Genomic DNA, 20,587 nt, shown 5'->3' with positions numbered 1-20,587 from the left:
ACTCCCTTTTTCAATTCGGCTAAAAAGGTGGTTGGAAGGTTATCGAACTTTGCTACAGCCACCGCTTTCCGAGTCAAATCACCAGCTTCTGGGTTATTGGCAATCCCTAGGTAGGTTAAGGGCGGTGTTTCGGCCAGAGCCGACTTGACTAGTTTTGTGAAAAAGGACTGTATTTGACCCAAAGCTGACCTTCATAATAACCTATGAAGATTTACAAAACCAATGAATCCCATACCAATAAAAAATATAGCGAATTGTGAATTTTCAAGTACTAGAGATTTATCATTCATCCTCTTCCCAAGCAAATTCTTTTTAGATTTTCGCAAAGTAAATTGAAAGCTTTTTTAATGGCATAACTAGACGACCGGTCTAATTAATGCAATAATGCACTTATGGGTAATGAACTTCCAATCATAAAGTCTGGCGATACGCGTCAGCAAATCCTCGATATAGCCAAGGGCATCATCCTCGGCAAGGGCTTTGCTGCGGTCGGCCTCAACGAGATACTTTCTACTGCCGGCGTGCCCAAGGGCTCGTTCTATCACTATTTCAAATCCAAAGAGCAGTTTGGCGACGCTTTGCTCGAAGATTACTTTGACGGTTACCTGCACATGTTAGAGCACATGCTTAAAGATGACGGCAGCACTAATTCCAGCCGCCTGCTGGGATTTTTCCAGTTCTGGCTGGATACGCAGTCAAGTGATGCCACAACGGATAAATGTCTGGTAGTTAAATTGAGCGCAGAAGTGACGGATCTTTCCGAAGTCATGCGTATTACGTTGAAGAATGGTACCGATCGTGTGATAGCGCGCCTTACCAACTGCGTGCAAGAGGGCATCCGCCAAGGCGAGTTTCCGGCAAATCTCGATGCAAAAACTGTCACGGCAGAGATCTACTATATGTGGATAGGCGCAACGCTTTTGACCAAGGTAGGCCGCACGCGTGCAGCCCTGGAATGCGCCATGAATGCCACGAAAGCAAGACTGGGGCTTGATTAAGTACGATCTTTTTTATTTGGTCGAACACTAACCGACTGGTCTAATAACTGTAATTTTTAAGGAGTTTTTTGATGTTGAATTTTGATTTTTACAATCCCACGCGTATCGCTTTCGGCAAGGGCAAGGTCGCCGAAATCGACAAGCTGGTGCCTGCTGAGGCTCGCGTATTGATTGTTTACGGCGGCACTAGCGCCAAGAAGAATGGCACGCTGGATGAAGTCAAAGCCGCACTGGGCGGGCGTTATGCCGAAGAATTCAGCGGCATCGAGCCTAATCCGACTTATGAAACGCTCATGAAAGCCGTCTCTAAAATCAAGGCCAACAAGCTGGATTACCTACTGGCAGTCGGCGGTGGCTCGGTGATTGATGGCACTAAGTTTGTCGCGGCGGCGGTGTATGCCGAGGGCGACCCGTGGGAGATTTTGCTCCAGCGCGGTGCCAATGTGAAACAAGCCATGCCTTATGGCACGGTGCTGACCTTGCCAGCGACAGGCTCGGAGATGAACGACGGCTCGGTGATTTCACGCACCGAAACCGCATCTGGCTTGCACGACAAGCTCTATTTCACCAGTGAGCATGTGTTTCCACAGTTCTCCGTGCTCGACCCGAGCAAGAGCTACACCCTGCCGCCGCGCCAGTTGGCCAACGGCGTGGTGGATGCCTACACCCACATCATGGAGCAATACCTGACCTACCCGGTGGAAGCGCGGGTGCAGGATCGCTTTGCCGAAGGCTTGCTACAGACCCTTATCGAGGTTGGTCCCAAGGTGCTGGCCAATCCGCAGGATTACGACACTCAGGCCAACTTCATGTGGGTCGCCACCCTGGCCTTGAATGGCTTGATCGGCTCCGGTGTGCCGAGCGATTGGTCGACGCACATGATAGGCCACGAGATCACCGCGCTTCATGGATTGGATCACGCACAGACTCTCGCTATCATCCTGCCGACCATGTTGAGCGTGCGTCGCGAATCCAAGCGCGCCAAGCTGCTGCAATACGCCGAGCGCGTCTGGCATATCAGTGAAGGGTCAGAGGATGCTCGCATCGAAGCGGCCATCCAGAATACCCGCGCTTTTTTCGAAAGTCTCAGCGTGCCTACGCGCTTATCCGCCTACAACATCGGTGCGGATGCCATTCCTGCCCTGCTGGCGCAACTTGAAAGTCATGGCATGGTCAAACTCGGTGAGCATCAGGATGTGACGCTGGATAAGAGCAGGGAAGTGCTGGAAGCCAGTATTTAAATTTTTAATAGGGTGGATAAAGCGCGATATCGCGAATTCAGCACCTTTGTACTTATTTTTTATTAGGAGCAATCATGAGCAAAAAGTTAGCACTGTATGTACGTCTGCACGCCAAGCTAGGCAAAGAAGCAGCACTGGAAGCATTTCTGAAATCCGCACTACCGCTGGTGGAAAATGAGCCAGAAACCGCTACCTGGTACGCACTCAAATTCGGCCCTGCCACCTTTGGCATTTTTGACACCTTTATGGATGAACATGGCCGACAAGCGCATTTGACCGGGAAAATCGCTGAGGCACTGATGGCGAATGCCGCAGATTTGCTGACCGAGATGCCGGTAATCGAAACCGTGGATTTACTGGCAGTCAAAGGCCAGTCTTAAATCTGTTTTGGCTAAGTAGATAGCTCCTCCCCGGGCTATTTCGGACCTACACTGGCACATCACTTTCCTACCTTTTGTGGTGTGCCAGTGTTTTTTCTTAGTGAGCAGAATGTATACCCCTAATCCAAATCAATCGCCGACAGCCAACCGCGGCTGGCAGCGTGTATTCCAACGCGGCAAACTCACGCTGGGCATCATGTTCCCGATCGAGGCCTTCGAGCGCGACCAGCCGACCATGCACAACCAGGTAGCGCTGGCGCAGTTTGCTGAAAAAGCCGGTTTTTCCAGCCTCGGCTTTCGCGATGTGCCGCTGCGCGACCCGAATTTTGGCGATGTCGGCCAGGTATTCGACCCGTGGGCTTATCTCGGTTATATGGCCGCGCAGACCACAGAAATCGCGCTGCTGACGGCATCCATCATTCTGCCATTGCGCCACCCGATACATATCGCCAAAGCCGCCGCCAGCATAGACCAGTTGTCCAATGGCCGCTTGCTGCTTGGCATAGCTACAGGCGATAGGATGGTGGAGTTCCCAGCCTTTAATGTGGATTTTGAGTCGCGAGGGGCGATGTTTCGCGAAGAGGTCGATTTGCTTAAGATATATTGGTCAGAGTTTTACCCGCAAATAAGTAGCAGCTTTGGCCATCTGCAACATGCCGATGTCATTCCCAAGCCGGTAGCTTCGCATGTGCCCTTGTTAGTTACCGGACATAGTCAGCAGGATCTGGGCTGGATCGCGCGCAATGCCGACGGCTGGATGAGCTACCCGCGTAGCATAGAAGCGCAGGCGCAGGTGGTGCAGCGCTGGCGCGATACTGTTGAAGCGGAATTGCCGGGGCAGTATAAACCGTTTACGCAGTCTTATTTTATTGATCTTGCCGATAACCCGAACGAAGCACCAACGCCTATTCATCTGGGTCACCGACTCGGCAGGAATGCGCTGCTGGTACATCTGCGTGCCAGCAAACGTATCGGCGTGGACCACATGATTTTCAACGTCAAATACGGCAAACGTCCGGCCGGTGAGGTGTTGCAGGAGTTGGCTGAATTTGTTTTACCGGAATTTATATGAAGTTGTTGCGCATGCGCCCCGCCTGCCAACTTATCAAAAAAACGCAGGCGAGGACGCCTGCGCTACAAAAATAGGAGCCGCCATGAAAGCCGTTGCATTAACCAAGTATTTACCTATCAGCGATCCTGAATCGCTGATGGATGTCGAATTGCCCATCCCCGTCACTACCGGTCGCGATCTGCTGGTCAAGATCCACGCCATTGCAGTTAACCCGGTAGATACCAAAGTGCGAAAACCCAAGGACAAGATAGAGACCACACCCAAGGTGCTGGGCTGGGATGCCGCTGGTGAAGTCGTCGAAGCCGGGCCAGATTGCACGCTGTTCAAGACTGGCGACAAAGTGTTTTATGCGGGTGACATCACGCGCTCGGGCTGCAATGCCGAATACCAGCTCATGGATGAGCGCATAGTCGGGCACATGCCGCAGAGCTTGAGTTATGAGCAGGCGGCAGCTTTGCCGCTGACCGCAGTGACAGCTTGGGAATCACTGTTCGACCGCCTGGGCATTGCGCTTGATATAGCGCAGAACCGCAATAAAAACCTGCTTATCATAGGCGGTGCGGGCGGCGTGGGTTCGATTGCCATCCAACTCGCGAACAAACTGGCGGGATTGACCGTGGTAGCCACGGCATCGCGGCCTGAGACCGTACGCTGGGTGCAGGAATTGGGCGCACAGTATGTCATCAATCATAAGCATGACCTAGTGACGCAAATGCGCGAAATCGGCATTCCCCAACCAGATTATATTTTCTGCTGCAACGATACCGATGGCTATTTTTCTGTCATGGCCGAGCTCATCAAGCCGCAAGGCAAGATTTGCTCGATTGTCGAAACCGCACAGCCGGTGGACCTTAATCTGCTCAAGAATAAGAGCGCGACCTTCGCATGGGAGCTGATGTTTACACGTTCCATGTTTCAGACCGCCGACATGACAGAACAGCACCTTATCCTCGACCGCATTGCCAAACTGGTGGATGAGGGTGTGCTGAAGACCACGCTCAATGAAACCCTATCACCCATCAATGCTACCAATCTGCGTAAGGCGCACGCTCAGCTCGAAGCAGGTGGCACCATAGGCAAGATCGTGTTGAAAGGCTGGCATTAAATTATAAATAGTATTTTCACACTATTTTTTACATTATCAGGAGATAAAAATGTCACGTGTCGTCAGATTCCACCAAACCGGTGGGCCAGAAGTATTACAGATAGCAGATGAACAAGTCGCCTCACCAGGCAAGGGTGAGGTGCAGATCAAGGTGCATGCCATCGGACTCAATCGTGCCGAAGTCATGTTTCGCAATGGTCAGTATCTGGAAACACCGCAACTGCCAGCGAGGCTCGGCTATGAGGCGGCAGGCATAATCAATGCGGTGGGCGAGGATGTGACTGATTTCAAGATAGGTGATGCGGTCAGCACGGTTCCGGCGTTTTCGCAGAATCAGTATGGCGTGTATGGTGAGTTGGCGAATGTGCCCGCATTTGCCGTGGTCAAGCATCCACCATCACTTTCTTGGCCGGAAGCTTCCGCCATCTGGATGCAATATATGACTGCCTACGGCGCATTGGTGGAGTTTGCCGATACCAAAGTCGGTGAGTTTGTGCTGATTCCGGCGGCATCCAGTAGCGTGGGTGTGGCAGCTATCGAGATTGCCAATCTGCTGGGTGCCATTCCTGTTGCTTTGACGCGCACCAGCAGCAAGCGCGAGGCTTTGCTCAAGGCCGGTGCCAAGCATGTGATTGCGACGGAAGAACAAGACCTGGTGACCGAAGTGAACCGCATTACCAATAATAAAGGTGCACGCGTGGTGTTCGATCCGGTTGGCGGGCCGACCATCAGCAAACTGGCAGAAGCGACAGCCCAAAGCGGCATTATTTTCCAGTATGGCGCGCTAAGTACAGAGCCGACGCCATTGCCGCTGTTCCCCGTGCTCGCCAAGCAATTAACCATACGCGGGTATACCCTATTTGAAATCAGCACTCATCCTGAACGCATGGCACGCGCCAAAGCCTTCATTGTGCAAGGGCTGACTGAAGGCAAGCTGAAACCGCTGGTGGCCAAAACCTTTCCGCTAGCGCAGATTGTCGAAGCACACCGCTATATGGAATCCAACCAGCAGATCGGCAAAATTGTGGTGACAGTTTAGCGCTATTAGCAACTGCATAGGCGCTTTGCAGTCGGTTGGGCAGTCACGTTTGAGTGCCGAAATGAAGCCCCCACGATGAAAGTATACAAACATAGAATCTGGGGGCGTTAATGGTGGATTTTGTTTAGCAAGCTCACCCTAACCCTTTAGCGGGACGCCTGACGGTGCTCATGCATTTAACTGTTGAAGGTCAGTTAAGGTCGAATTTCGGCCGAAGCGGACTAAAATGACCTTTGCAATAGCGACAGCTTTTGATCCGAAGTAGCCGTTAGATGCAGTAGTTCCCAGTTGATCTGACACAAGCCTCACCAAAAGGTGGGGTTCTCTGTTGTGATTTAGGTGCGAATCTTCATCAAGAACGGCGAAATAAGTTCTTCGGGATGTTGCTTCCACAAACTTACAGCGAACGCCAAGACTGACCATGGTTTAGTTGCCAAAGCCATGTCCGAATCGCCTTTGATTCTTTTTCATATAAAAGCTTTGGCTTGTGTCACCAACAACCCAAGCAATGCGCTGCCAATGATCACTTGAATCACCCCCCGTTTGAACTTGAAAAGCGCAAGTGTCGCTATTACGGCAATCAGAGCGGCCGGCCATTCAAACCCAGAGAGAAATGCAGTTGTGGACATACCGCTCGGCCAAAGCACGTGGTAACCAAAAAACAGAGCCAAGTTTAAGATCACGCCTACCACAGCAGCAGTTATCGCCGTCAACGGGGCAGTCAGCTTGGGTTGATTGTGGGTGGTTTCAATCAAGGGGCCACCCATGAATATGAAGATGAATGAAGGCAGGAATGTGAACCAGGTCACAACGGTGGCTCCTGCAACACCCGCCCAGAATAACTGCTCTGGACCAAAAACTTCCTTTAAATAGGCCCCTACAAATCCTACGAAAGCCACAATAATAATGAGCGGGCCGGGAGTCGTTTCTCCCAAAGCCAATCCATCAATCATCTGGGTTGCATTGAGCCAGGAAAAATGCTCTACCGCACCCTCGTAAACATAGGGCAGTACTGCATAAGCCCCGCCAAATGTGAGCAACGCAGCTTTCGTGAAAAACCAGCCCATTTGGGTCAGTGTGTGCTCCCAGCCAAAGTACAGTGTCATCAACCCCATTGGTACAGCCCACAAACTCAAACCAATCGCAGCAACCTGAATAAGGCGCTTCCATGTGAAAAGCGCATGGACAGGAGTCGGTGTGTTGTCATCAACAAGCGCGCGTCCGTAATCCTTTTGGGATGATGCATGCCCTCCACCGATTGAGAATTGTGCTGGCCTGACTTTTCCACCCCAGTAGCCCAGCAATGCGGCCATGGCCACAATAAGGGGAAACGGAATACTGAACACTGCGGTGGCCACAAATGACAAGGCTGCCACCGTCCAAAGTATTCTGTTCTTCAACGCCCTTGATCCGATTCGATGGGCTGCCTGAAACACGATAGCGGTAACTGCCGGTTTGATTCCGTAGAAAAGACCGGCAACCACCGGAGTATCGCCCAATGCAATGTATACCCAAGACAAGATGATCAACAGTAACAAGGACGGCAACACAAACAACACACCGGCGAGCACTCCGCCGACCGTCCGATGCATAAGCCATCCAATGTAAGTTGCAAGCTGTTGCGCCTCCGGACCGGGCAAAACCATGCAGTAGTTCAGCGCGTGTAGAAAGCGCCGCTCAGATAACCAGTGCTTTTTCTCGACCACTTCCTGGTGCATGATCGCGATCTGACCGGCGGGACCTCCAAAACTGATGAAGCCAAGTTTGAGCCAGAATCTGAAAGCTTCCCAAAAGCCAACTTGGGAAGGCGAATGCGTTTCTTGATTTTGCAAAGTGTTAGAACTCATGGTTGGGATTGCTCGTTATCGTTTTGAAATGCAATTAGCAGGGCGTCGAAAACAGGAGTTACCATAGCCAGCAGTTGGTCATCATCTGGCGCTTGACTTCGAAGACCTGCCAGCATGCGTTCCACCCCTGTTGCCTCAGGCACAGGAATGCCACCTGCATCCAGAAAATGAATCACGTTGGCCAGTCTTGTGAGACCATCAATATGTAGGTCAAAGGCAGCAATCAAAACCTCGAAGCTCACCTTCGAATCGATGTGCGTGAATTGCGCTCCATCAAAATCAAAACCCAGCGCATCTTCGGGGCACTCTGAAGGATGCCCCAGCCAGAGAAATGTGGCCCCTGTGTCAATGAATCGCTTGATTAACCAAGCACAAGCCATGCGGTCGACCCACATGTTTTTGCGAGTGGCCCATTTTTTGAACTGAAAGTCTTTAACCGAAAGTTGTTTGATAGTGCCTGTTGCGAAATGAGGTTCATTGGGGCTGTGTAAAAGTCTCAGATCCTTCGCGAACTGCTCCATGGCCAAAACCGCTTGTGCATGAGCAGCCTCTTTGAAATAGTCAATCAATGCGATCTGATCCAATTCCTTTTGTAAGCGTTTGATCACACGTTCTGCATCTGTGGGACTGGACGCCCCTAAGCGCCTCGCTTGAATTAAATGTTCGAGCAGGGATGCGTAATCTGCGCTGCGATCAAAAAAAACTGGAAATTGAGCTTCATTCGAGGGCTGTGTTTCCAACACCCAGGCATTCCCTCCCGCTTGAGTAATCTCATGCTGAATGCTGTCGAAGGATGATCGACAAGAATCGAGGTCCGGCAACAGATACACCCCGTCGCGTAACGGGTGTGCGCCGATTGCTTTGAAAAGTCGCCACAGCTTGGTCCTGAGCGAGGTGTTTTCAGAGGGAAGGCTGCTAATTAAAACCAACCAATTTCGCATTTATATAACGCTCATAACATGTTGTTATGATTGTTACATAAAATGAGTGGATTGAGTAATTTGACTTGCGCATCTGTTCTCGTCATTGTTGGAAACGTTGACAGTAGTTTGGACGGTTTGAATGGCATGGATTGCAACGAAGTACCTGATCACCGCTGGGCTTGTGGTTTTGATCTCTGAATTGGCCAAGCGCAGCGACAAACTGGGCGCTTTTATTGCGTCGATCCCGCTTGTCACGTTGCTGACATTGATTTGGCTTTATGTGGAAGGTGCAAAGGTGATTGCCTCGGTGACTTTGGCTGACAAAAAGAATGTGGGTGTTCGGTTTTCAGTGAAGTGACTTGTCTTTCCGAAGGGAGAAACTCCCTTCGGTTCCAGGACAGAGGAAGGTAAGTTTTTTGAAATCGTCTAGAAGGTGTATTTACAGGTCAGCAACTTAGTTGCGTTTTCAATTGCGGAATTGTTGACTGATTTCCGCTCTATAGCGGACGTTCTATCAATTATCTGGATTGGCGGCTTTGGCCGAAAAGCAGTAGATCCCCTAAATCCGATCCGCCTCGAATAGCACTCCATACCAAACCAACCAAAGCTTATCCTCGCCGGTCAGCAGATGCCTAATCGTCATCTCCCCTTCACAATTCATACTCAAAACACTCGTCTTCTCTGGCAGCTTTGCATTCGTATCCAGCGAATAAAACTGAAGAAACTCTGAAAGACTTTGTTTATTTGACTCTACGAGGCTGTAATCACAAGCTTGGTTCTGAAACTGAATTTTTTTAGCGCTTATGGATAGTTTGTCGCCAATTAGTCCAGCAGTTTCCTCATCGCTGATCCCAACAATGGGTGCGGCAGCTAGTTCTTTATGGATAGTCCATTCACCTTGTATGGCTTGGAGTTCTGAATTATTCGAGCAAGCAGCAAGTGCTATAAAAAGTATGCAAGCAAATTTACGCATGGTGAGGGTCTCGCAGATGCAGTGGTTCAAGGCTGAATTTGAAACGGAACAATTTCCCGCTTGCGGCGATTCGCAAGTCCGTTCGAGAATTTCTTTTTGCTGGGCTTTCCGTCTTTGCCTTTCTCCGTGATGTAAACAAACCGGTTCATTTCGTTTTCAACTTTTTGGTACTCGCCTTTGTTGGCAAATGCCAGCACATCCTTCGCATTTCCAACACCCACGTTAAATACAAAGCTTGTTAGCGCATCAAATTGCGCTTGGCTTAGTTGCGATCCCCTGACATAAAACCGAACGTACTTTTGGGCTTCCTCCAAACGATCATGAAATGTGGCATTTAACTTGGCCATGTCGTATTTGGTCTTCATTTGCTGTTCTGTGCATGGGCTGTAACTGAGAAGAATACCCACCCCCACGGTGCAATTACCTGCAATGTCGTTGTAGGGAATTGCGGAAAAGCCTTCGTCCTTTGAAATATGTTCAATCCCTGATTTGGAAATGACCATTGTTGAGTTCAGTGGTTTTTGTAGGGCTACGTTGGACATGAGATTGCCTCAGGGGAAGAGTTTTTCAATTTCACGAGTCTAGGGGGTGTTCTCACGTCCATCAAACTTGTACCCTGTTCAGGGTAACTACCGCGCAGATTGACAACGTCAAAGCAACCAATAAACCAAGTACCAACCCCAAGCCATGAAAACCCTCCTCATCGTTTATCACTCCATCACCGGCGGCTCCAAATCCATGGCCCAGGCTGTGGCTGAAGGTGCAACCTCGGAGGAGGCAACGCGCACCCTGCTTCTTCACGCCAGTGAAGCGAATGCAGATCATGTTTTACAAGCAGATGGCTATGTGTTCATCGCCCCTGAAACTTTGGGCAGCGTGGCAGGGTTGATGAAGGACTTTTTCGACCGAACTTATTATGCGGCGCTGGACCAAATCAATGGTCGCCCTTACACCGCGCTTGTGTGCGCCGGCAGCGATGGACAAGGCGCAGTGAAGCAAATTCGGCGCATTGCCACGGGTTGGCGTTTAACTGAAATGGCACCGTCGGCAATTGTGTGCACGCATGCGCAAACGAAAGATGAAATTCTTGCGCCCAAAACCATTAACCCTGCTGATTTGCAACGTTGCCGAGATTTAGGGGCGGCATTTGCAAGTGGCCTGGCGATGGGACTCTTCTAAAGTTTAGTTTCTCCACGCCGGAATCCGCACATCCTTCCACACGGCAAATGCTCGCAAGCCCAAAGTAACCAGCACGCAGCCAAGCAGGTTTACATAAGCAGGGTTGCCCAGTTCACGCAGGCCAATGTAGGCCCAACCACCGAAGAAGGCGCAAATGGCGTAGGGGCGATGGTCTTTAAAGGCTTGCGGAATTTCATTGCACACAATGTCGCGCAGCACACCGCCGAACACACCGGTGATTACACCCATGAACACGGCCACCAAACTGGGCATGCCCGCTTGAATGGATGCAAATACACCCGCTGCGGTAAACAGGCCAAGCCCCAAAGTGTCGGGCCATAGAATGGCTTTTTCTGTGAATCTGAAATGCCGTTGCCGCATAAACAGCATGGCGATGATGCACAACACGAACACGGCCCACAGCAATTCAATGTACTTCACCCAGAAAAAGGGCCGTACATCGAGCAGTAAATCGCGCAGCGTACCGCCGCCAAATGCGGCCAGAAACGCCACCACACACACGCCCACGGCATCGAGCCGTTTGCGCGCACCTTCCAGAATGCCGCTGAGCGCAAAAGCCAGTGTGGCCACCACTTCAATGCCCAATTGAATGTTCTGGCTGAATTCGCCGGGGTTAAGGGCCGCCATATTACTGCACCGCCGCGCGATCAACGATCACGTAATGTTTGCGCACAGGCTCAAGTACTTCAAACACACCGGTGAATTCAGCAGGTATTACACCGGCATCGCCCGGGCCAAACTGTTCGGCCTGCCCGGCTGCATTGGTAATCTGAATGCGCCCTTCAATCACATGAAAAAACTCGTCTTTGCCCGGCGCAAATGCGATACGCCACGCGCCTGTTTCGCAAGTCCACAGGCCCGCACTGACACCGTTTTTTTCAAAATGATTCCTGGTGGTGCGCAAGGGGTTGCCCTTTTCAAGCCGGTCGGGCCGGGGGCGGTCAAATTCTTCTGGTGTAAGTGCTTTGGAAAATACGGTCAGTTTCTGGATCATGTTTTTTTCAATGACAGGTTTTTGCCCATTGTATTACCAGCTGCTTATGCAAGCCCACATTTTCCACCCGGTGTAGAATCTAGCCACGTTCCGCCCGAGGTCTTATCGTGTCTACAGCTTTCCGTGTGTTGTCGTTCATCCCGCCGATGACGCAGCTCAACACGCCTTATCCATCCACCGCCTACATTACCGGCTTTTTACGCAAGCAGGGCATTGATGCTGTGCAGTCGGATATTGCGCTGGGCTTGGTGCTCAGGCTGTTCTCGCCGGAAGGGCTGGACCGCATTGCCGAAGAAATTGAGCAGTACGAGGAAGTGACCGAACGCGTGGCCCTGTTTATGGACCAGTTCAGCCGCTACCGCGCCACCATTGCCCCCACCATTCGTTTTTTACAGGGTGGCGATTCCACCCTGGCGCACCGCATCAACAGCCGTGCATTCTTGCCCGAAGGCCCACGGTTTGAGGCGCTGGACGTGTACGTGGACGAAGAAGGCGGCGACCCGCTGGCGTGGGCCTTTGGTGCCCTGGGGGCGCAAGACAAAGCCCGCCACCTGGCAACCCTGTACCTGAACGATCTCGCCGATGTAATTGCCGATGCGGTGGATGAACGTTTCGAGTTTGTGCGCTACGCGGAATCGCTGGCGGGCAGCCAAGCCAGTTTTGATCCCTTGGCCGGTGCGTTGCAACAACCCTTCACCCTGATTGATGAAATTTTGGTGCAGCTTACGCTTGAAGAATTCAAGCGCCAGCAGCCGCAACTGGTGTTGCTTTCCGTGCCATTTCCAGGCGCTGTGTACGCGGCTTTGCGCATGGCGCAAGCCATCAAGGCCGAAAACCCCAACGTAAAAATTGCTTTGGGCGGCGGCTATGTGAACACCGAGCTGCGTGAGCTGGCCGAGCCCCGCCTGTTCGATTTTGTCGATTTTGTAACCCTTGATTCGGGTGAACGCCCCCTGCTTTGCCTGATCGAACACCTGCAAGGCAAACGCGGGCCACAGCGTTTGGTGCGCACTTTCACCCGCAATGCGCAGGGTTTGGTGCAGTACACCAACTGGGCTGAACCCGATGTGCCGTTTGGCGATGTGGGCACCCCCACTTGGGATGGTTTGCCACTGCACAGCTACTTAAGCCTGCTCGACATGCTGAACCCCATGCACCGCCTGTGGAGCGATGGGCGCTGGAACAAGCTGACCGTGGCGCATGGCTGTTACTGGAAAAAATGCAGCTTTTGTGATGTGTCGCTCGACTACATTTCGCGCTACGAAAACGCCACAGCCACTGAGCTGGTGAACCGAATTGAAGCGATTGTGGCTGAAACCGGGCAAACCGGTTTTCACTTTGTGGACGAAGCCGCCCCACCCAAAGCCCTGAAAGCTTTGGCAGAGGAGCTGATTGCACGGAATGTGTCCATTTCCTGGTGGGGCAATATTCGTTTTGAAAAATCCTTCTCGCCCGAGTTGTGCCAGTTACTGGCCGACAGCGGTTGCATTGCGATTAGCGGTGGGCTGGAAGTGGCGTCCGACCGCCTTTTGAATTTGATGAAGAAGGGGGTTTCAGTCGAGCAAGTGGCCCGTGTTACCAAAGGCTTTACCGATGCAGGTGTGCTGGTGCATGCCTACTTAATGTACGGTTTCCCCACCCAAACCGTGCAAGACACGGTGGATGCTTTGGAGTACGTGCGGCAACTGTTCGCTGAGGGCTGCATTCAATCGGGCTACTTTCACCGCTTTGCCTGCACGGTGCATTCGCCTGTGGGCAAAAACCCGGAAGAATATGGCATCAAGCTATTGCCCATGCCGCCCGGCACATTTGCGAAGAACGACATTGGCTTTGTCGACCCCACGGGTGTTGACCATGCTGCTTTGGGCGAAGGTTTGAACCGCGCCTTGTACAACTACATGCACGGCATTGGCCTGGATCAAAACGTGCGCAGCTGGTTCGATCAAAAAGTGCCGCGCCCCAGCGTGCAAAAAAACTTTATTGAGCAGGCCTTGTATGGAAAACCTGTGAAATCAGCTTAATATTGACAGCATGTAAAATTTTAAAGGTGGCACCATGAGTTTAAAAACCCTGCTGATGCCCATGATTACTCAACAGCGCTTTGCACGCAGCACGCTGCTGGCCAAGCGTGCCAAGGCTGAAAAACTCAGGTTGGCATCTGGCCGCCCGCACCAGCTTCACTACTTTCACCAAATTGACGACCCTTACAGCCATTTGGTGGCGCAGGCCCTGCCGCGTTTCCTGGCGCGTTACAACATTGAATTATTACCCCACGTGGTCAGCCCCCCGCCCGATTCCGCAGCGCCTGAGCGGGACAAGCTGGTGGCCTACAGCCGTTTTGATGCTGCCTTGCTGGCAAAGCACCATGGTTTGAATTTCACCGACCCGGGTAAACAACCCGAGGCTGATCGGGTTCAGCAGGCAACGCACACACTGGTGGGGGCCATCGGAATGGGGCAATTTGCTGAATATGCCGCCTTGGTGGGGCAATGGCTGTGGGCTTGGGATGAAACTCAAATTCCACCGGAACAGATCAATGCATTGAAACCAGTGTCCAGCCAGGATGTGCAAAACCACATTGCGCAATCTGATGACTTGCGAGAAAAACTGGGCCATTACCTGGGCGGTATGTTGTATTACGAGGGCGAATGGTACTGGGGCATTGATCGCCTGTACCACCTGGAGCAACGCCTTCAGGAATTGGGTGCACAGCGCACTGGCGTGTTTGGTTTGCTGTTTCCCGCAGACGATGGCCTGGCTACTGCCAAGCCGCTGGACAACCCACCCGAGATTGATTTTTTCTTTTCTTTCCGCAGCCCCTATTCCGCCATTGTGGCTTCGCGCATTTTTGAATTGGGCCAACGCACTGGTGCGAAAGTAAATTTACGCTTTGTGTTGCCCATGGTGATGCGGGGGCTGCCCGTGCCCAAGGTCAAGCGCGAATACATTGTGTACGACACAGCCCGTGAGGCGCACGTGCGCGGCGTGCCGTTTGGCCGTTTGAACGACCCTGTGGGCAAACCGATTGAACGGGGTTTGGCTTTGATTCCCTTTGCCGAGCAACACAGCAAGGGGCAAGAGTTTGTGTTGTCCTTCATGCAAGGTGTTTGGGCCGAGGGCATTGACGCTGGCAGTGACAAGGGCTTGCGCAAAATCGTGGAACGGGCTGGTTTGCGTTGGGAAGGCGTACCGGTGGCTTTGCAACATGAGGCCTGGCGTGAGCGTGCAGCGGCCAACCGGGAAGAATTGTTTGCCGCTGGCCTGTGGGGTGTCCCTTCTTTCAAGCTGGGAAACCAGGTGGTGTGGGGGCAAGACCGTTTGTGGGCAGTTCGCAATGCCTTGTGTACGCAATCGGTCTGATTTGCTCATCGATTGTTTTTGGGGTATCAATAACTTTTACGCGCCCCAAGTTTGAACGCCATGAAAATCAGCGATGTTGCCAAACAGCTTGGTTTGAACCCCAAGACCATTCGATTCTATGAAGATCAGGGTTTGATTGCCCCGAAGCGGGCCGATTCGGAATCGTGGTTTTCTGCGGGCAAGAACCGCGTGTTTGGGCAAGAAGACTTGTCCCGGCTTGATTTCGTCAAAAAGGCGCGCGAGCTGGATTTTTCAATCAAGGAAATTCAGTCGGTGCTGGATTATTACGACCAAGGCCCTGCCTGCGGTTGTGGTTCAAGAAACAAGGTTGACGAGTTGATTGAGCGAAAACTGGCTGAAGTTCGGCAATTGAAAAAAAGTCTTCTTGATCTGGAAAAAAAGTTGATCGACATTCGGGAAAACAATACTGTAATTGCGGCCAGGCTGGCCGGTGAGCCCAGTGAGCCTGAAGGTGAGTTTTTAATTGCAGACTATATTTTGCCGGCAACTGACAGACGAGAAAAGTAAGGCTTGACCTTCCAGTGGCTGGAACGTCCACCATGCAAATTGGGGACGTTCCCACTTGCTTTTAAAGGAGATTTTTTGATGAAAGTTAAATTGTTTACTGCTGCCGTTGGTGTGTTTGGCCTCGTGGGTGTGGCCATGGCCGTATGCCCACTTTGCGCATAACGCGGTAAAGGCTTCGGGCCCTTTCGGGCCCGGACTTGTGCCCTAACAACACGATTTATTCTGCTGAATGGGCGGACATTTCACGGACCCATACGAGCAAAATACACAGCAATCGCCCGGCTTGGGCTTGAGCAAAACACCGCAGTGTGCACACTGGAAAAAAAACTGGCATGCGTCTGTGAGCATTAAGCACGGCGTGCGTGTTTCGCAGCGCGGGCAGGTCAAAATCGATTCAAGCACCACATGATTCATTGTGCGATCACCGCCGCCGTGAATGTACTTGCCATGATTGGTTTCATATTGATTTCTCTGAATGAGGCCACCAGTTGTCCGATTGTTGATGCATTGACAAGTGACGAATCGCTTGACCTTGCCACCCTGTCAGGGTTTCTAATACAGTGGTTATATTCCGCTAATTTTTACGTACCAAGCAAGGAAATTTCATGCCCGGTTGTAACCACTGCCCCGCTGACGAGGCCGCCAAATCCACTGCAGTTGATGGCGGTTTTCGCAAAGTGTTGTGGATTGCGCTGATTGCCAACGCAGCCATGTTCTTCATAGAAGTGGGCGCCAGTTGGTCGGCAGGCTCGGTGTCGCTGCTTGCAGATTCGCTCGATTTTGGTGGCGATGCTGCCAACTATGCCTTGTCGCTGTTTGTGTTGGGCATGGCGCTTCAAACTCGCGCAAAGGCCGCGCTTCTGAAAGGCATTTCAATGGGGCTGTACGGCACAGGTGTGCTGGCTTTCGCGGGGTATGCGGCGTTTCAGGGTGATGTGCCAGCGTATGCCACCATGGGTTTGGTTGCGGTGCTGGCCTTGGCCGTGAACGTGGGGGTGGCTGCCATTCAATACCGTTACCGCAACGGCGATTCCAATATGCGCTCGGTGTGGCTGTGCAGCAGAAACGATGCAATCGGCAATCTCGCTGTGTTAGGTGCTGCTGTGTTGGTCGGCGTTACGCAAGCAGCCTGGCCCGACCTGCTGGTTGCCGCCTTGATGGCGTCATTGGGTTTGTCATCGTCGGTCACCGTGATCCGGCAGGCGCGTTCTGAAATAAACTCAACCGTGGTTCGTGCGCACAATTGATGCGAGAAATTCAAGGCGGCAGGCTTTACAGATAAACTGGATTAATGATTGATTCAAAGTTAACTCGCCATCACGTGTATTTGCTGTGCGCAGAATGGTGCGGTGTTTGCCGCGCATTTGAAATGCCATTCAATGAAGCGATCCAAAGGCTGAGCTTCGTCCAGGCGCATTGGGTCGACATCGAAGACTTTCCGGAATGGGAAGACAGGGTCGATATTGAATCGTTTCCGACCTTGCATGTGGAAACGGCCGACGGGCAGGTGGTCTTCTCCGGCAGCATCGAACCCGATCCTGACCAGCTTCTCCGGCTGCTGGGTCGCTTGCGGGAAACAGCGCCTTGAGCGCAGAGTTCAGGCAAGAATTGAAAGCTGTGTTACTCTCACTTTCATGAAAAAGCTGTGTATTTTCTTCATGATTTTGATGTTGCCGCTTCAAAGCCTGATGGCGGAGGGGCAATTCTTTCATGCGTTGGAGACAGGCCATGAACACAGCCATGCACATGGCCACGGCGATGCACACCACAGCCACGGCGACTCGGATTCAAGTGAATCCGATCATCACCATCACTGCCCGGGCCATTGCACGGTTCTTCCGTCAAGCCTGTTAAACAGTGTTGAGCCCCAGTTGAAGTATGCCGAGTACTCGCTTGAGCCCACCCTGAACACGTCCTCCCCCAATACCCGCATAGAACGCCCCAATTGGTGTTGACCCCGCATTGACCTGTGCCCCCATTTGATCTGGGGGAATTTCACTTGTTCACGGAGTTTTTCACAATGAATTCACCACTGCGCGTGGTGCTTTGGGCATGCCTTCTCGCAGGCGCAACCCCAGTGGCACATGCACAAGAAGCCAGTGTGTCGATTGCACAAATTTATCAGTCGGCCCTGAACAACAGCCCGTTGGTGCGTGCCCAGCCCCAGCGCATGGATTCGCTTGAGGCTGCAAGACGCGACGCCAATCGCCTTGGCGCAGGCCCTTTGACGCTGGAAGGTTCGTATCGCAGCGATCGAAGTTTTGAGAACCAGGGTTTGCGGGAAACCGAGATTGGCATCAGTGCCCCCCTTTGGCTTTGGAATGAGCGGAGCAACACCCAGCGTTTAAGAGATGCGCAATTACAGGCTGGCGAAAGCCGACAACGACAACAGCAGCTGGAGCTGGCCGGTCAGGTTCGGCAAGTGGTTTGGAATACCCTGGCTGCGCAACTGGATGTTGACATTGCCCAGGCGCGTTTGCTTGGCTCAAAAAAGCTGATGGGCGACGTGGAGCGCCGCGTGAATGCGGGCGACCTGGCCAAAGCAGATTTCCTGCAGGCCAGCGCCTTGCATGTGCAGGCACAGACCGAGTTCACCCGTGCCTTGTCCAATTTATCAACCGTGGGCGCCGAGTTCACCGCAGTCACCGGGCTGCCAGTCAGCATGCTGAACACCGGAAACAATGCAATCAGCCGCGAGGCGATGCCGGACAACTTACAGGCGGACATTCAAACCCACCCGGCGTATGCGGCTTTGCAGACTGAAGCGCAGGCATTGCAAAGCCAGGTCGATTTGGTTGCGATTCAAACCCGCGAGAACCCGGAGTTGGGTTTGGCGGTGGTGAATGACCGGGCTGCATTTGCCGCACCCAGTGAAAAATCGCTGATGGTTTCAACACGAATTCCATTGGGGGCCAGTGCGGCACATGAAAGCCGGTTGTTGGCTGCACGTGCCGATGAAACAGAGGCACAAGAAAAACTGAAGCGCGCAGAAACCACCCTGAAAGCACAGGCCAGTGCGGCTTTGTCGAATGTGCAGTGGTTTGAAAAACTGCAAGCCAATGCGCAGGAACAGGCGCAATTGGCACAGCAGGTGTATGCCATGTACCAGCAGTCTTTCTCATTGGGCGAAACAGACTTGCCTACTTTGCTGCGCTTTGAACAGCAAGCCTTCGAGGCCGAGCGCATGGCCAAAAAATCAATTGTTGAATATTCAAGCAAAGTGTCGGCCTTGCGGCAGGCACTTGGTTTGTTACCCGAGCAGGCACCATGAAAAAAATTCTTTTTGCAATGTATCTCATCGCATTCAGCGCATTGGCTGTGGCAAGTCCCGGGCATGACCACGGTGATGAAGCACCCCTTGTTGAATCAGAAGCGTCGCCACGCGTGGTGATGGAGTCCGATTTATTCGAGGCTGTGGCCATTTTAAAAGGCCAAACGTTTGAAATTTTTGTTGACCATGCTGCCACCAATGCACCGGTCGAGAATGCTGAACTGGCCATTCTTTTGAATGGCGAATCGGTGCCACTTGAATTGCACAATGTGGGCGAATTCGATGCCGTGCTGCCCAATTCAATGGTCGGCAAGAATATTGATTTGGCAATGCGTGTCACGGTGGGGGATCAAAGCGATGTGTTAACCGGCCAACTGGTGTTGGATGATCACGACCATGATCACGCCGATGAAGAACACGAGCACTTGTTGGAATACATGGCCATGGCCGGGGCGGCTTTGCTTGCCTTGGTGTTGATTGCGCTGTTTTTTAAACGCCGCAACAAGGGAGTGAACTGATCATGAGCAAGCGTTTCATTCCCCGTTCCTTCGCACTGTCTTTTTTTGTATGCGCCTTGTTGAGCCCATTCAGTGCGTGGTCAGGCCCCGGTCATGACCATGGCGATGAGGCCGCCGCTGTAGTGCCAGGTGACGGCCCACGCCGTTTGCCCACCGGCGAAGTGTTCCTGCCCAAACCAGCCCAACGCCAGTTGAATGTCCGAACACTGCCAGCCCTGTTGGAACAACATGCCAGAGTGATTGAACTCAATGGCAAGGTGGTGATCGACCCACAAAGTGGTGGCTTGGTGCAAACCAGCACAGGTGGGCGGTTTGAGGCCCCTTCAAACGGTGTGCCACGGCTTGGACAAGTGGTGAAAAAAGGCGAGGTTCTGGGTTATGTGGTGGCCACTCAGGCACCTTTGGACAGGGCAAGCCAACAGGCCGAACTGGCGCAATTAAGGGCACAACTCAGCCTGGCTGAAAGCCGCTTGCAACGTGTGCAGCAACTGCAAGACACCATTCCAAAAAAGGAGCAGCAAGCAGCTCAGGCTGAAGTGCAAAGCCTGAAGGGGCAGGTCGCAGCTTTGGCTGGCGGCGTGGGTGCGAAGGAAGCACTGCGAGCGCCCACAAGCGGCGTGGTTGCCAGCAGCAATGCCTTGTCTGGCAAGGTATTTGAAGCGGGTGCCTTGGTGTTTGAAGTCAGCAATCCCGGCGTGGTTCGCATTGATGCAAGCTGGTTCGAGGGTGTAACGCCCCCTGTGTTTAGCGGTGCAAAGGTAATGTCTGGCAATGAAACAATTGCATTGAATTATTTGGGGGCAGCGGGTGCGGTGCGTGATCAATCGCTCACACTGGCCTTTGAGAATCGGAAGCTGGACAAGGCCCGATTCGCGACAGGGCAACTCGTGAAGGTGTATGCCGAGCAGGCCGGCAAATTTGAAGGCATTGCGGTAGCCAGTGGTGCCTTGATGAAAAACGCAGCCAATCAAACCATTGTGTGGGTGAAAGCGGAACCGGAAACTTTCGAGCCCCGTGTGGTATTGACCGAGCCGCTGGATGGCCAACGGGTGTTGGTTGTCAGCGGATTAAAGCCGTTTGACCGGGTGGTAGTTCAGGGCGCAACCCTGATCAACCAGATTCGGTAAGGGGCGGCAGC

General features: G+C 52.4%; 24 protein-coding genes. 17 read left to right on the top strand and 7 right to left on the bottom strand.

Translation table 11 applies throughout. From position 1 onward, the window contains the following. Positions 1 to 392: 392 nt before the first annotated feature. The 6 genes from FRIGORI9N_RS07920 (at position 393) to FRIGORI9N_RS07895 (ending at position 5,835) form a co-directional block, all read left to right on the top strand. Positions 393 to 998: a TetR/AcrR family transcriptional regulator gene (locus tag FRIGORI9N_RS07920; protein WP_159569254.1), complete on the top strand. Its 606-nt coding sequence runs from the start codon at positions 393 to 395 to the stop codon at positions 996 to 998. Between the two features lie 71 nt (positions 999 to 1,069). Further along, positions 1,070 to 2,239 carry an iron-containing alcohol dehydrogenase gene (locus FRIGORI9N_RS07915; protein ID WP_159569253.1) on the top strand — a complete coding sequence of 390 codons (1,170 nt, stop codon included), beginning with the start codon at positions 1,070 to 1,072 and terminating at the stop codon, positions 2,237 to 2,239. A gap of 74 nt (positions 2,240 to 2,313) precedes the next feature. Beyond that, a complete protein-coding gene (locus tag FRIGORI9N_RS07910; RefSeq protein ID WP_159569252.1) occupies positions 2,314 to 2,619 on the top strand; it encodes a putative quinol monooxygenase in 306 nt (101 codons plus the stop codon). 109 nt (positions 2,620 to 2,728) lie between these two features. Beyond that, positions 2,729 to 3,691 carry an LLM class oxidoreductase gene (locus FRIGORI9N_RS07905; protein WP_159569251.1) on the top strand — a complete coding sequence of 321 codons (963 nt, stop codon included), beginning with the start codon at positions 2,729 to 2,731 and terminating at the stop codon, positions 3,689 to 3,691. Positions 3,692 to 3,773: 82 nt separating this feature from the next. Then, positions 3,774 to 4,796 (top strand): zinc-binding alcohol dehydrogenase family protein, encoded by a 1,023-nt coding sequence (locus FRIGORI9N_RS07900; protein ID WP_138517597.1) that lies wholly within the window; start codon positions 3,774 to 3,776, stop codon positions 4,794 to 4,796. Between the two features lie 49 nt (positions 4,797 to 4,845). Continuing rightward, positions 4,846 to 5,835 (top strand): zinc-dependent alcohol dehydrogenase family protein, encoded by a 990-nt coding sequence (locus tag FRIGORI9N_RS07895; RefSeq protein WP_138517596.1) that lies wholly within the window; start codon positions 4,846 to 4,848, stop codon positions 5,833 to 5,835. A gap of 467 nt (positions 5,836 to 6,302) precedes the next feature. On the opposite strand, the gene chrA is transcribed toward FRIGORI9N_RS07895, so the two are convergent. Both chrA and FRIGORI9N_RS07885 read right to left on the bottom strand, forming a co-directional pair. Then, positions 6,303 to 7,682 (bottom strand): chromate efflux transporter, encoded by a 1,380-nt coding sequence (gene chrA, locus FRIGORI9N_RS07890; RefSeq protein ID WP_159569250.1) that lies wholly within the window; start codon positions 7,680 to 7,682, stop codon positions 6,303 to 6,305. After that, complete coding sequence (locus FRIGORI9N_RS07885) at positions 7,679 to 8,623, bottom strand: chromate resistance protein ChrB domain-containing protein (protein ID WP_159569249.1); 945 nt, start codon at positions 8,621 to 8,623, stop codon at positions 7,679 to 7,681. The genes chrA and FRIGORI9N_RS07885 overlap by 4 nt, the downstream gene beginning before the upstream one ends. Positions 8,624 to 8,744: 121 nt before the next feature. Here FRIGORI9N_RS07885 and FRIGORI9N_RS07880 point away from each other — a divergent pair, with 121 nt between their 5' ends. After that, on the top strand, positions 8,745 to 8,963 hold the full coding sequence (locus FRIGORI9N_RS07880) for a DUF3147 family protein (RefSeq protein WP_159569248.1): 219 nt from the start codon (positions 8,745 to 8,747) through the stop codon (positions 8,961 to 8,963). 201 nt (positions 8,964 to 9,164) lie between these two features. Here the strand turns inward: FRIGORI9N_RS07880 and FRIGORI9N_RS07875 are convergent, their stop codons facing one another. Both FRIGORI9N_RS07875 and FRIGORI9N_RS07870 read right to left on the bottom strand, forming a co-directional pair. Next, complete coding sequence (locus tag FRIGORI9N_RS07875; RefSeq protein ID WP_159569247.1) at positions 9,165 to 9,578, bottom strand: hypothetical protein; 414 nt, start codon at positions 9,576 to 9,578, stop codon at positions 9,165 to 9,167. Positions 9,579 to 9,604: 26 nt separating this feature from the next. Next, on the bottom strand, positions 9,605 to 10,120 hold the full coding sequence (locus FRIGORI9N_RS07870; protein ID WP_159569246.1) for a lysozyme: 516 nt from the start codon (positions 10,118 to 10,120) through the stop codon (positions 9,605 to 9,607). A 145-nt stretch (positions 10,121 to 10,265) separates the two neighbouring features. On the opposite strand from FRIGORI9N_RS07870, the gene FRIGORI9N_RS07865 reads away from it, so the two are divergent. Next, positions 10,266 to 10,757, top strand: a complete 492-nt coding sequence (locus FRIGORI9N_RS07865; protein WP_159569245.1) for a flavodoxin family protein — start codon at positions 10,266 to 10,268, stop codon at positions 10,755 to 10,757. A 3-nt stretch (positions 10,758 to 10,760) separates the two neighbouring features. Here FRIGORI9N_RS07865 and FRIGORI9N_RS07860 read toward each other — a convergent pair whose 3' ends face one another. Next, positions 10,761 to 11,405 carry a trimeric intracellular cation channel family protein gene (locus tag FRIGORI9N_RS07860; RefSeq protein ID WP_159569244.1) on the bottom strand — a complete coding sequence of 215 codons (645 nt, stop codon included), beginning with the start codon at positions 11,403 to 11,405 and terminating at the stop codon, positions 10,761 to 10,763. Position 11,406: 1 nt separating this feature from the next. Further along, on the bottom strand, positions 11,407 to 11,772 hold the full coding sequence (locus FRIGORI9N_RS07855; RefSeq protein ID WP_159569243.1) for a cupin domain-containing protein: 366 nt from the start codon (positions 11,770 to 11,772) through the stop codon (positions 11,407 to 11,409). Between the two features lie 146 nt (positions 11,773 to 11,918). On the opposite strand from FRIGORI9N_RS07855, the gene FRIGORI9N_RS07850 reads away from it, so the two are divergent. The 3 genes from FRIGORI9N_RS07850 to FRIGORI9N_RS07840 are packed head-to-tail and all read left to right on the top strand — an operon-like array spanning position 11,919 to position 15,660. Then, a complete protein-coding gene (locus FRIGORI9N_RS07850) occupies positions 11,919 to 13,793 on the top strand; it encodes a radical SAM protein (RefSeq protein ID WP_201301458.1) in 1,875 nt (624 codons plus the stop codon). A gap of 34 nt (positions 13,794 to 13,827) precedes the next feature. Then, positions 13,828 to 15,132: a DsbA family protein gene (locus FRIGORI9N_RS07845; protein ID WP_159569242.1), complete on the top strand. Its 1,305-nt coding sequence runs from the start codon at positions 13,828 to 13,830 to the stop codon at positions 15,130 to 15,132. Between the two features lie 60 nt (positions 15,133 to 15,192). Beyond that, complete coding sequence (locus FRIGORI9N_RS07840; protein ID WP_159569241.1) at positions 15,193 to 15,660, top strand: MerR family transcriptional regulator; 468 nt, start codon at positions 15,193 to 15,195, stop codon at positions 15,658 to 15,660. Positions 15,661 to 15,864: 204 nt separating this feature from the next. Here the strand turns inward: FRIGORI9N_RS07840 and FRIGORI9N_RS15455 are convergent, their stop codons facing one another. Continuing rightward, positions 15,865 to 16,074, bottom strand: a complete 210-nt coding sequence (locus FRIGORI9N_RS15455; RefSeq protein WP_236550823.1) for a GDCCVxC domain-containing (seleno)protein — start codon at positions 16,072 to 16,074, stop codon at positions 15,865 to 15,867. A 191-nt stretch (positions 16,075 to 16,265) separates the two neighbouring features. Between FRIGORI9N_RS15455 and FRIGORI9N_RS07830 the strand changes: the two genes are divergently transcribed. The 6 genes from FRIGORI9N_RS07830 to FRIGORI9N_RS07805 all read left to right on the top strand — a co-directional run bounded on the left by FRIGORI9N_RS07830 (position 16,266) and on the right by FRIGORI9N_RS07805 (position 20,576). Next, entirely contained in the window at positions 16,266 to 16,907 is a 642-nt protein-coding gene (locus tag FRIGORI9N_RS07830) for a cation transporter (RefSeq protein WP_159569239.1), read from the top strand. A gap of 44 nt (positions 16,908 to 16,951) precedes the next feature. Next, complete coding sequence (locus tag FRIGORI9N_RS07825; protein ID WP_159569238.1) at positions 16,952 to 17,248, top strand: thioredoxin family protein; 297 nt, start codon at positions 16,952 to 16,954, stop codon at positions 17,246 to 17,248. A gap of 46 nt (positions 17,249 to 17,294) precedes the next feature. Beyond that, the gene (locus FRIGORI9N_RS07820; protein ID WP_159569237.1) at positions 17,295 to 17,615 is read left to right on the top strand and encodes a hypothetical protein; all 321 of its coding nucleotides are present in this window, start codon (positions 17,295 to 17,297) and stop codon (positions 17,613 to 17,615) included. 65 nt (positions 17,616 to 17,680) lie between these two features. Beyond that, a complete protein-coding gene (locus FRIGORI9N_RS07815) occupies positions 17,681 to 18,931 on the top strand; it encodes a TolC family protein (protein WP_159569236.1) in 1,251 nt (416 codons plus the stop codon). Next, positions 18,928 to 19,449 carry a hypothetical protein gene (locus FRIGORI9N_RS07810; RefSeq protein WP_159569235.1) on the top strand — a complete coding sequence of 174 codons (522 nt, stop codon included), beginning with the start codon at positions 18,928 to 18,930 and terminating at the stop codon, positions 19,447 to 19,449. The genes FRIGORI9N_RS07815 and FRIGORI9N_RS07810 overlap by 4 nt, the downstream gene beginning before the upstream one ends. Before the next feature lie 2 nt (positions 19,450 to 19,451). Next, positions 19,452 to 20,576, top strand: a complete 1,125-nt coding sequence (locus tag FRIGORI9N_RS07805) for an efflux RND transporter periplasmic adaptor subunit (protein ID WP_159569234.1) — start codon at positions 19,452 to 19,454, stop codon at positions 20,574 to 20,576. Positions 20,577 to 20,587: the final 11 nt, after the last annotated feature.

Source organism: Limnobacter sp. 130 (genome assembly GCF_902506325.1).
In the GTDB taxonomy this organism is placed as follows: domain Bacteria; phylum Pseudomonadota; class Gammaproteobacteria; order Burkholderiales; family Burkholderiaceae_B; genus Limnobacter.
Note: the sequence above shows the minus strand (reverse complement) of the source record. Positions and strands in the feature narration are given on the sequence as shown.

Bases quoted from the DNA above. Each gene is read 5' to 3' on its own strand.
- FRIGORI9N_RS07900 (WP_138517597.1), top strand. From the start codon at position 3,774: ATGAAAGCCGTTGCATTAACCAAGTATTTACCTATCAGCGATCCTGAA.
- FRIGORI9N_RS07810 (WP_159569235.1), top strand. From the start codon at position 18,928: ATGAAAAAAATTCTTTTTGCAATGTATCTCATCGCATTCAGCGCATTG.
- FRIGORI9N_RS07910 (WP_159569252.1), top strand. From the start codon at position 2,314: ATGAGCAAAAAGTTAGCACTGTATGTACGTCTGCACGCCAAGCTAGGC.
- FRIGORI9N_RS07905 (WP_159569251.1), top strand. From the start codon at position 2,729: ATGTATACCCCTAATCCAAATCAATCGCCGACAGCCAACCGCGGCTGG.
- FRIGORI9N_RS07860 (WP_159569244.1), bottom strand. From the start codon at position 11,405: ATGGCGGCCCTTAACCCCGGCGAATTCAGCCAGAACATTCAATTGGGC.
- FRIGORI9N_RS07840 (WP_159569241.1), top strand. From the start codon at position 15,193: ATGAAAATCAGCGATGTTGCCAAACAGCTTGGTTTGAACCCCAAGACC.
- FRIGORI9N_RS07915 (WP_159569253.1), top strand. From the start codon at position 1,070: ATGTTGAATTTTGATTTTTACAATCCCACGCGTATCGCTTTCGGCAAG.
- FRIGORI9N_RS07855 (WP_159569243.1), bottom strand. From the start codon at position 11,772: ATGATCCAGAAACTGACCGTATTTTCCAAAGCACTTACACCAGAAGAA.
- FRIGORI9N_RS07830 (WP_159569239.1), top strand. From the start codon at position 16,266: ATGCCCGGTTGTAACCACTGCCCCGCTGACGAGGCCGCCAAATCCACT.
- FRIGORI9N_RS07865 (WP_159569245.1), top strand. From the start codon at position 10,266: ATGAAAACCCTCCTCATCGTTTATCACTCCATCACCGGCGGCTCCAAA.
- FRIGORI9N_RS07820 (WP_159569237.1), top strand. From the start codon at position 17,295: ATGAAAAAGCTGTGTATTTTCTTCATGATTTTGATGTTGCCGCTTCAA.
- FRIGORI9N_RS07805 (WP_159569234.1), top strand. From the start codon at position 19,452: ATGAGCAAGCGTTTCATTCCCCGTTCCTTCGCACTGTCTTTTTTTGTA.
- FRIGORI9N_RS07815 (WP_159569236.1), top strand. From the start codon at position 17,681: ATGAATTCACCACTGCGCGTGGTGCTTTGGGCATGCCTTCTCGCAGGC.
- chrA (WP_159569250.1), bottom strand. From the start codon at position 7,682: ATGAGTTCTAACACTTTGCAAAATCAAGAAACGCATTCGCCTTCCCAA.
- FRIGORI9N_RS07880 (WP_159569248.1), top strand. From the start codon at position 8,745: ATGGCATGGATTGCAACGAAGTACCTGATCACCGCTGGGCTTGTGGTT.
- FRIGORI9N_RS07920 (WP_159569254.1), top strand. From the start codon at position 393: ATGGGTAATGAACTTCCAATCATAAAGTCTGGCGATACGCGTCAGCAA.
- FRIGORI9N_RS07825 (WP_159569238.1), top strand. From the start codon at position 16,952: ATGATTGATTCAAAGTTAACTCGCCATCACGTGTATTTGCTGTGCGCA.
- FRIGORI9N_RS07895 (WP_138517596.1), top strand. From the start codon at position 4,846: ATGTCACGTGTCGTCAGATTCCACCAAACCGGTGGGCCAGAAGTATTA.
- FRIGORI9N_RS07870 (WP_159569246.1), bottom strand. From the start codon at position 10,120: ATGTCCAACGTAGCCCTACAAAAACCACTGAACTCAACAATGGTCATT.
- FRIGORI9N_RS07885 (WP_159569249.1), bottom strand. From the start codon at position 8,623: ATGCGAAATTGGTTGGTTTTAATTAGCAGCCTTCCCTCTGAAAACACC.
- FRIGORI9N_RS07845 (WP_159569242.1), top strand. From the start codon at position 13,828: ATGAGTTTAAAAACCCTGCTGATGCCCATGATTACTCAACAGCGCTTT.
- FRIGORI9N_RS15455 (WP_236550823.1), bottom strand. From the start codon at position 16,074: ATGAATCATGTGGTGCTTGAATCGATTTTGACCTGCCCGCGCTGCGAA.
- FRIGORI9N_RS07850 (WP_201301458.1), top strand. From the start codon at position 11,919: ATGACGCAGCTCAACACGCCTTATCCATCCACCGCCTACATTACCGGC.
- FRIGORI9N_RS07875 (WP_159569247.1), bottom strand. From the start codon at position 9,578: ATGCGTAAATTTGCTTGCATACTTTTTATAGCACTTGCTGCTTGCTCG.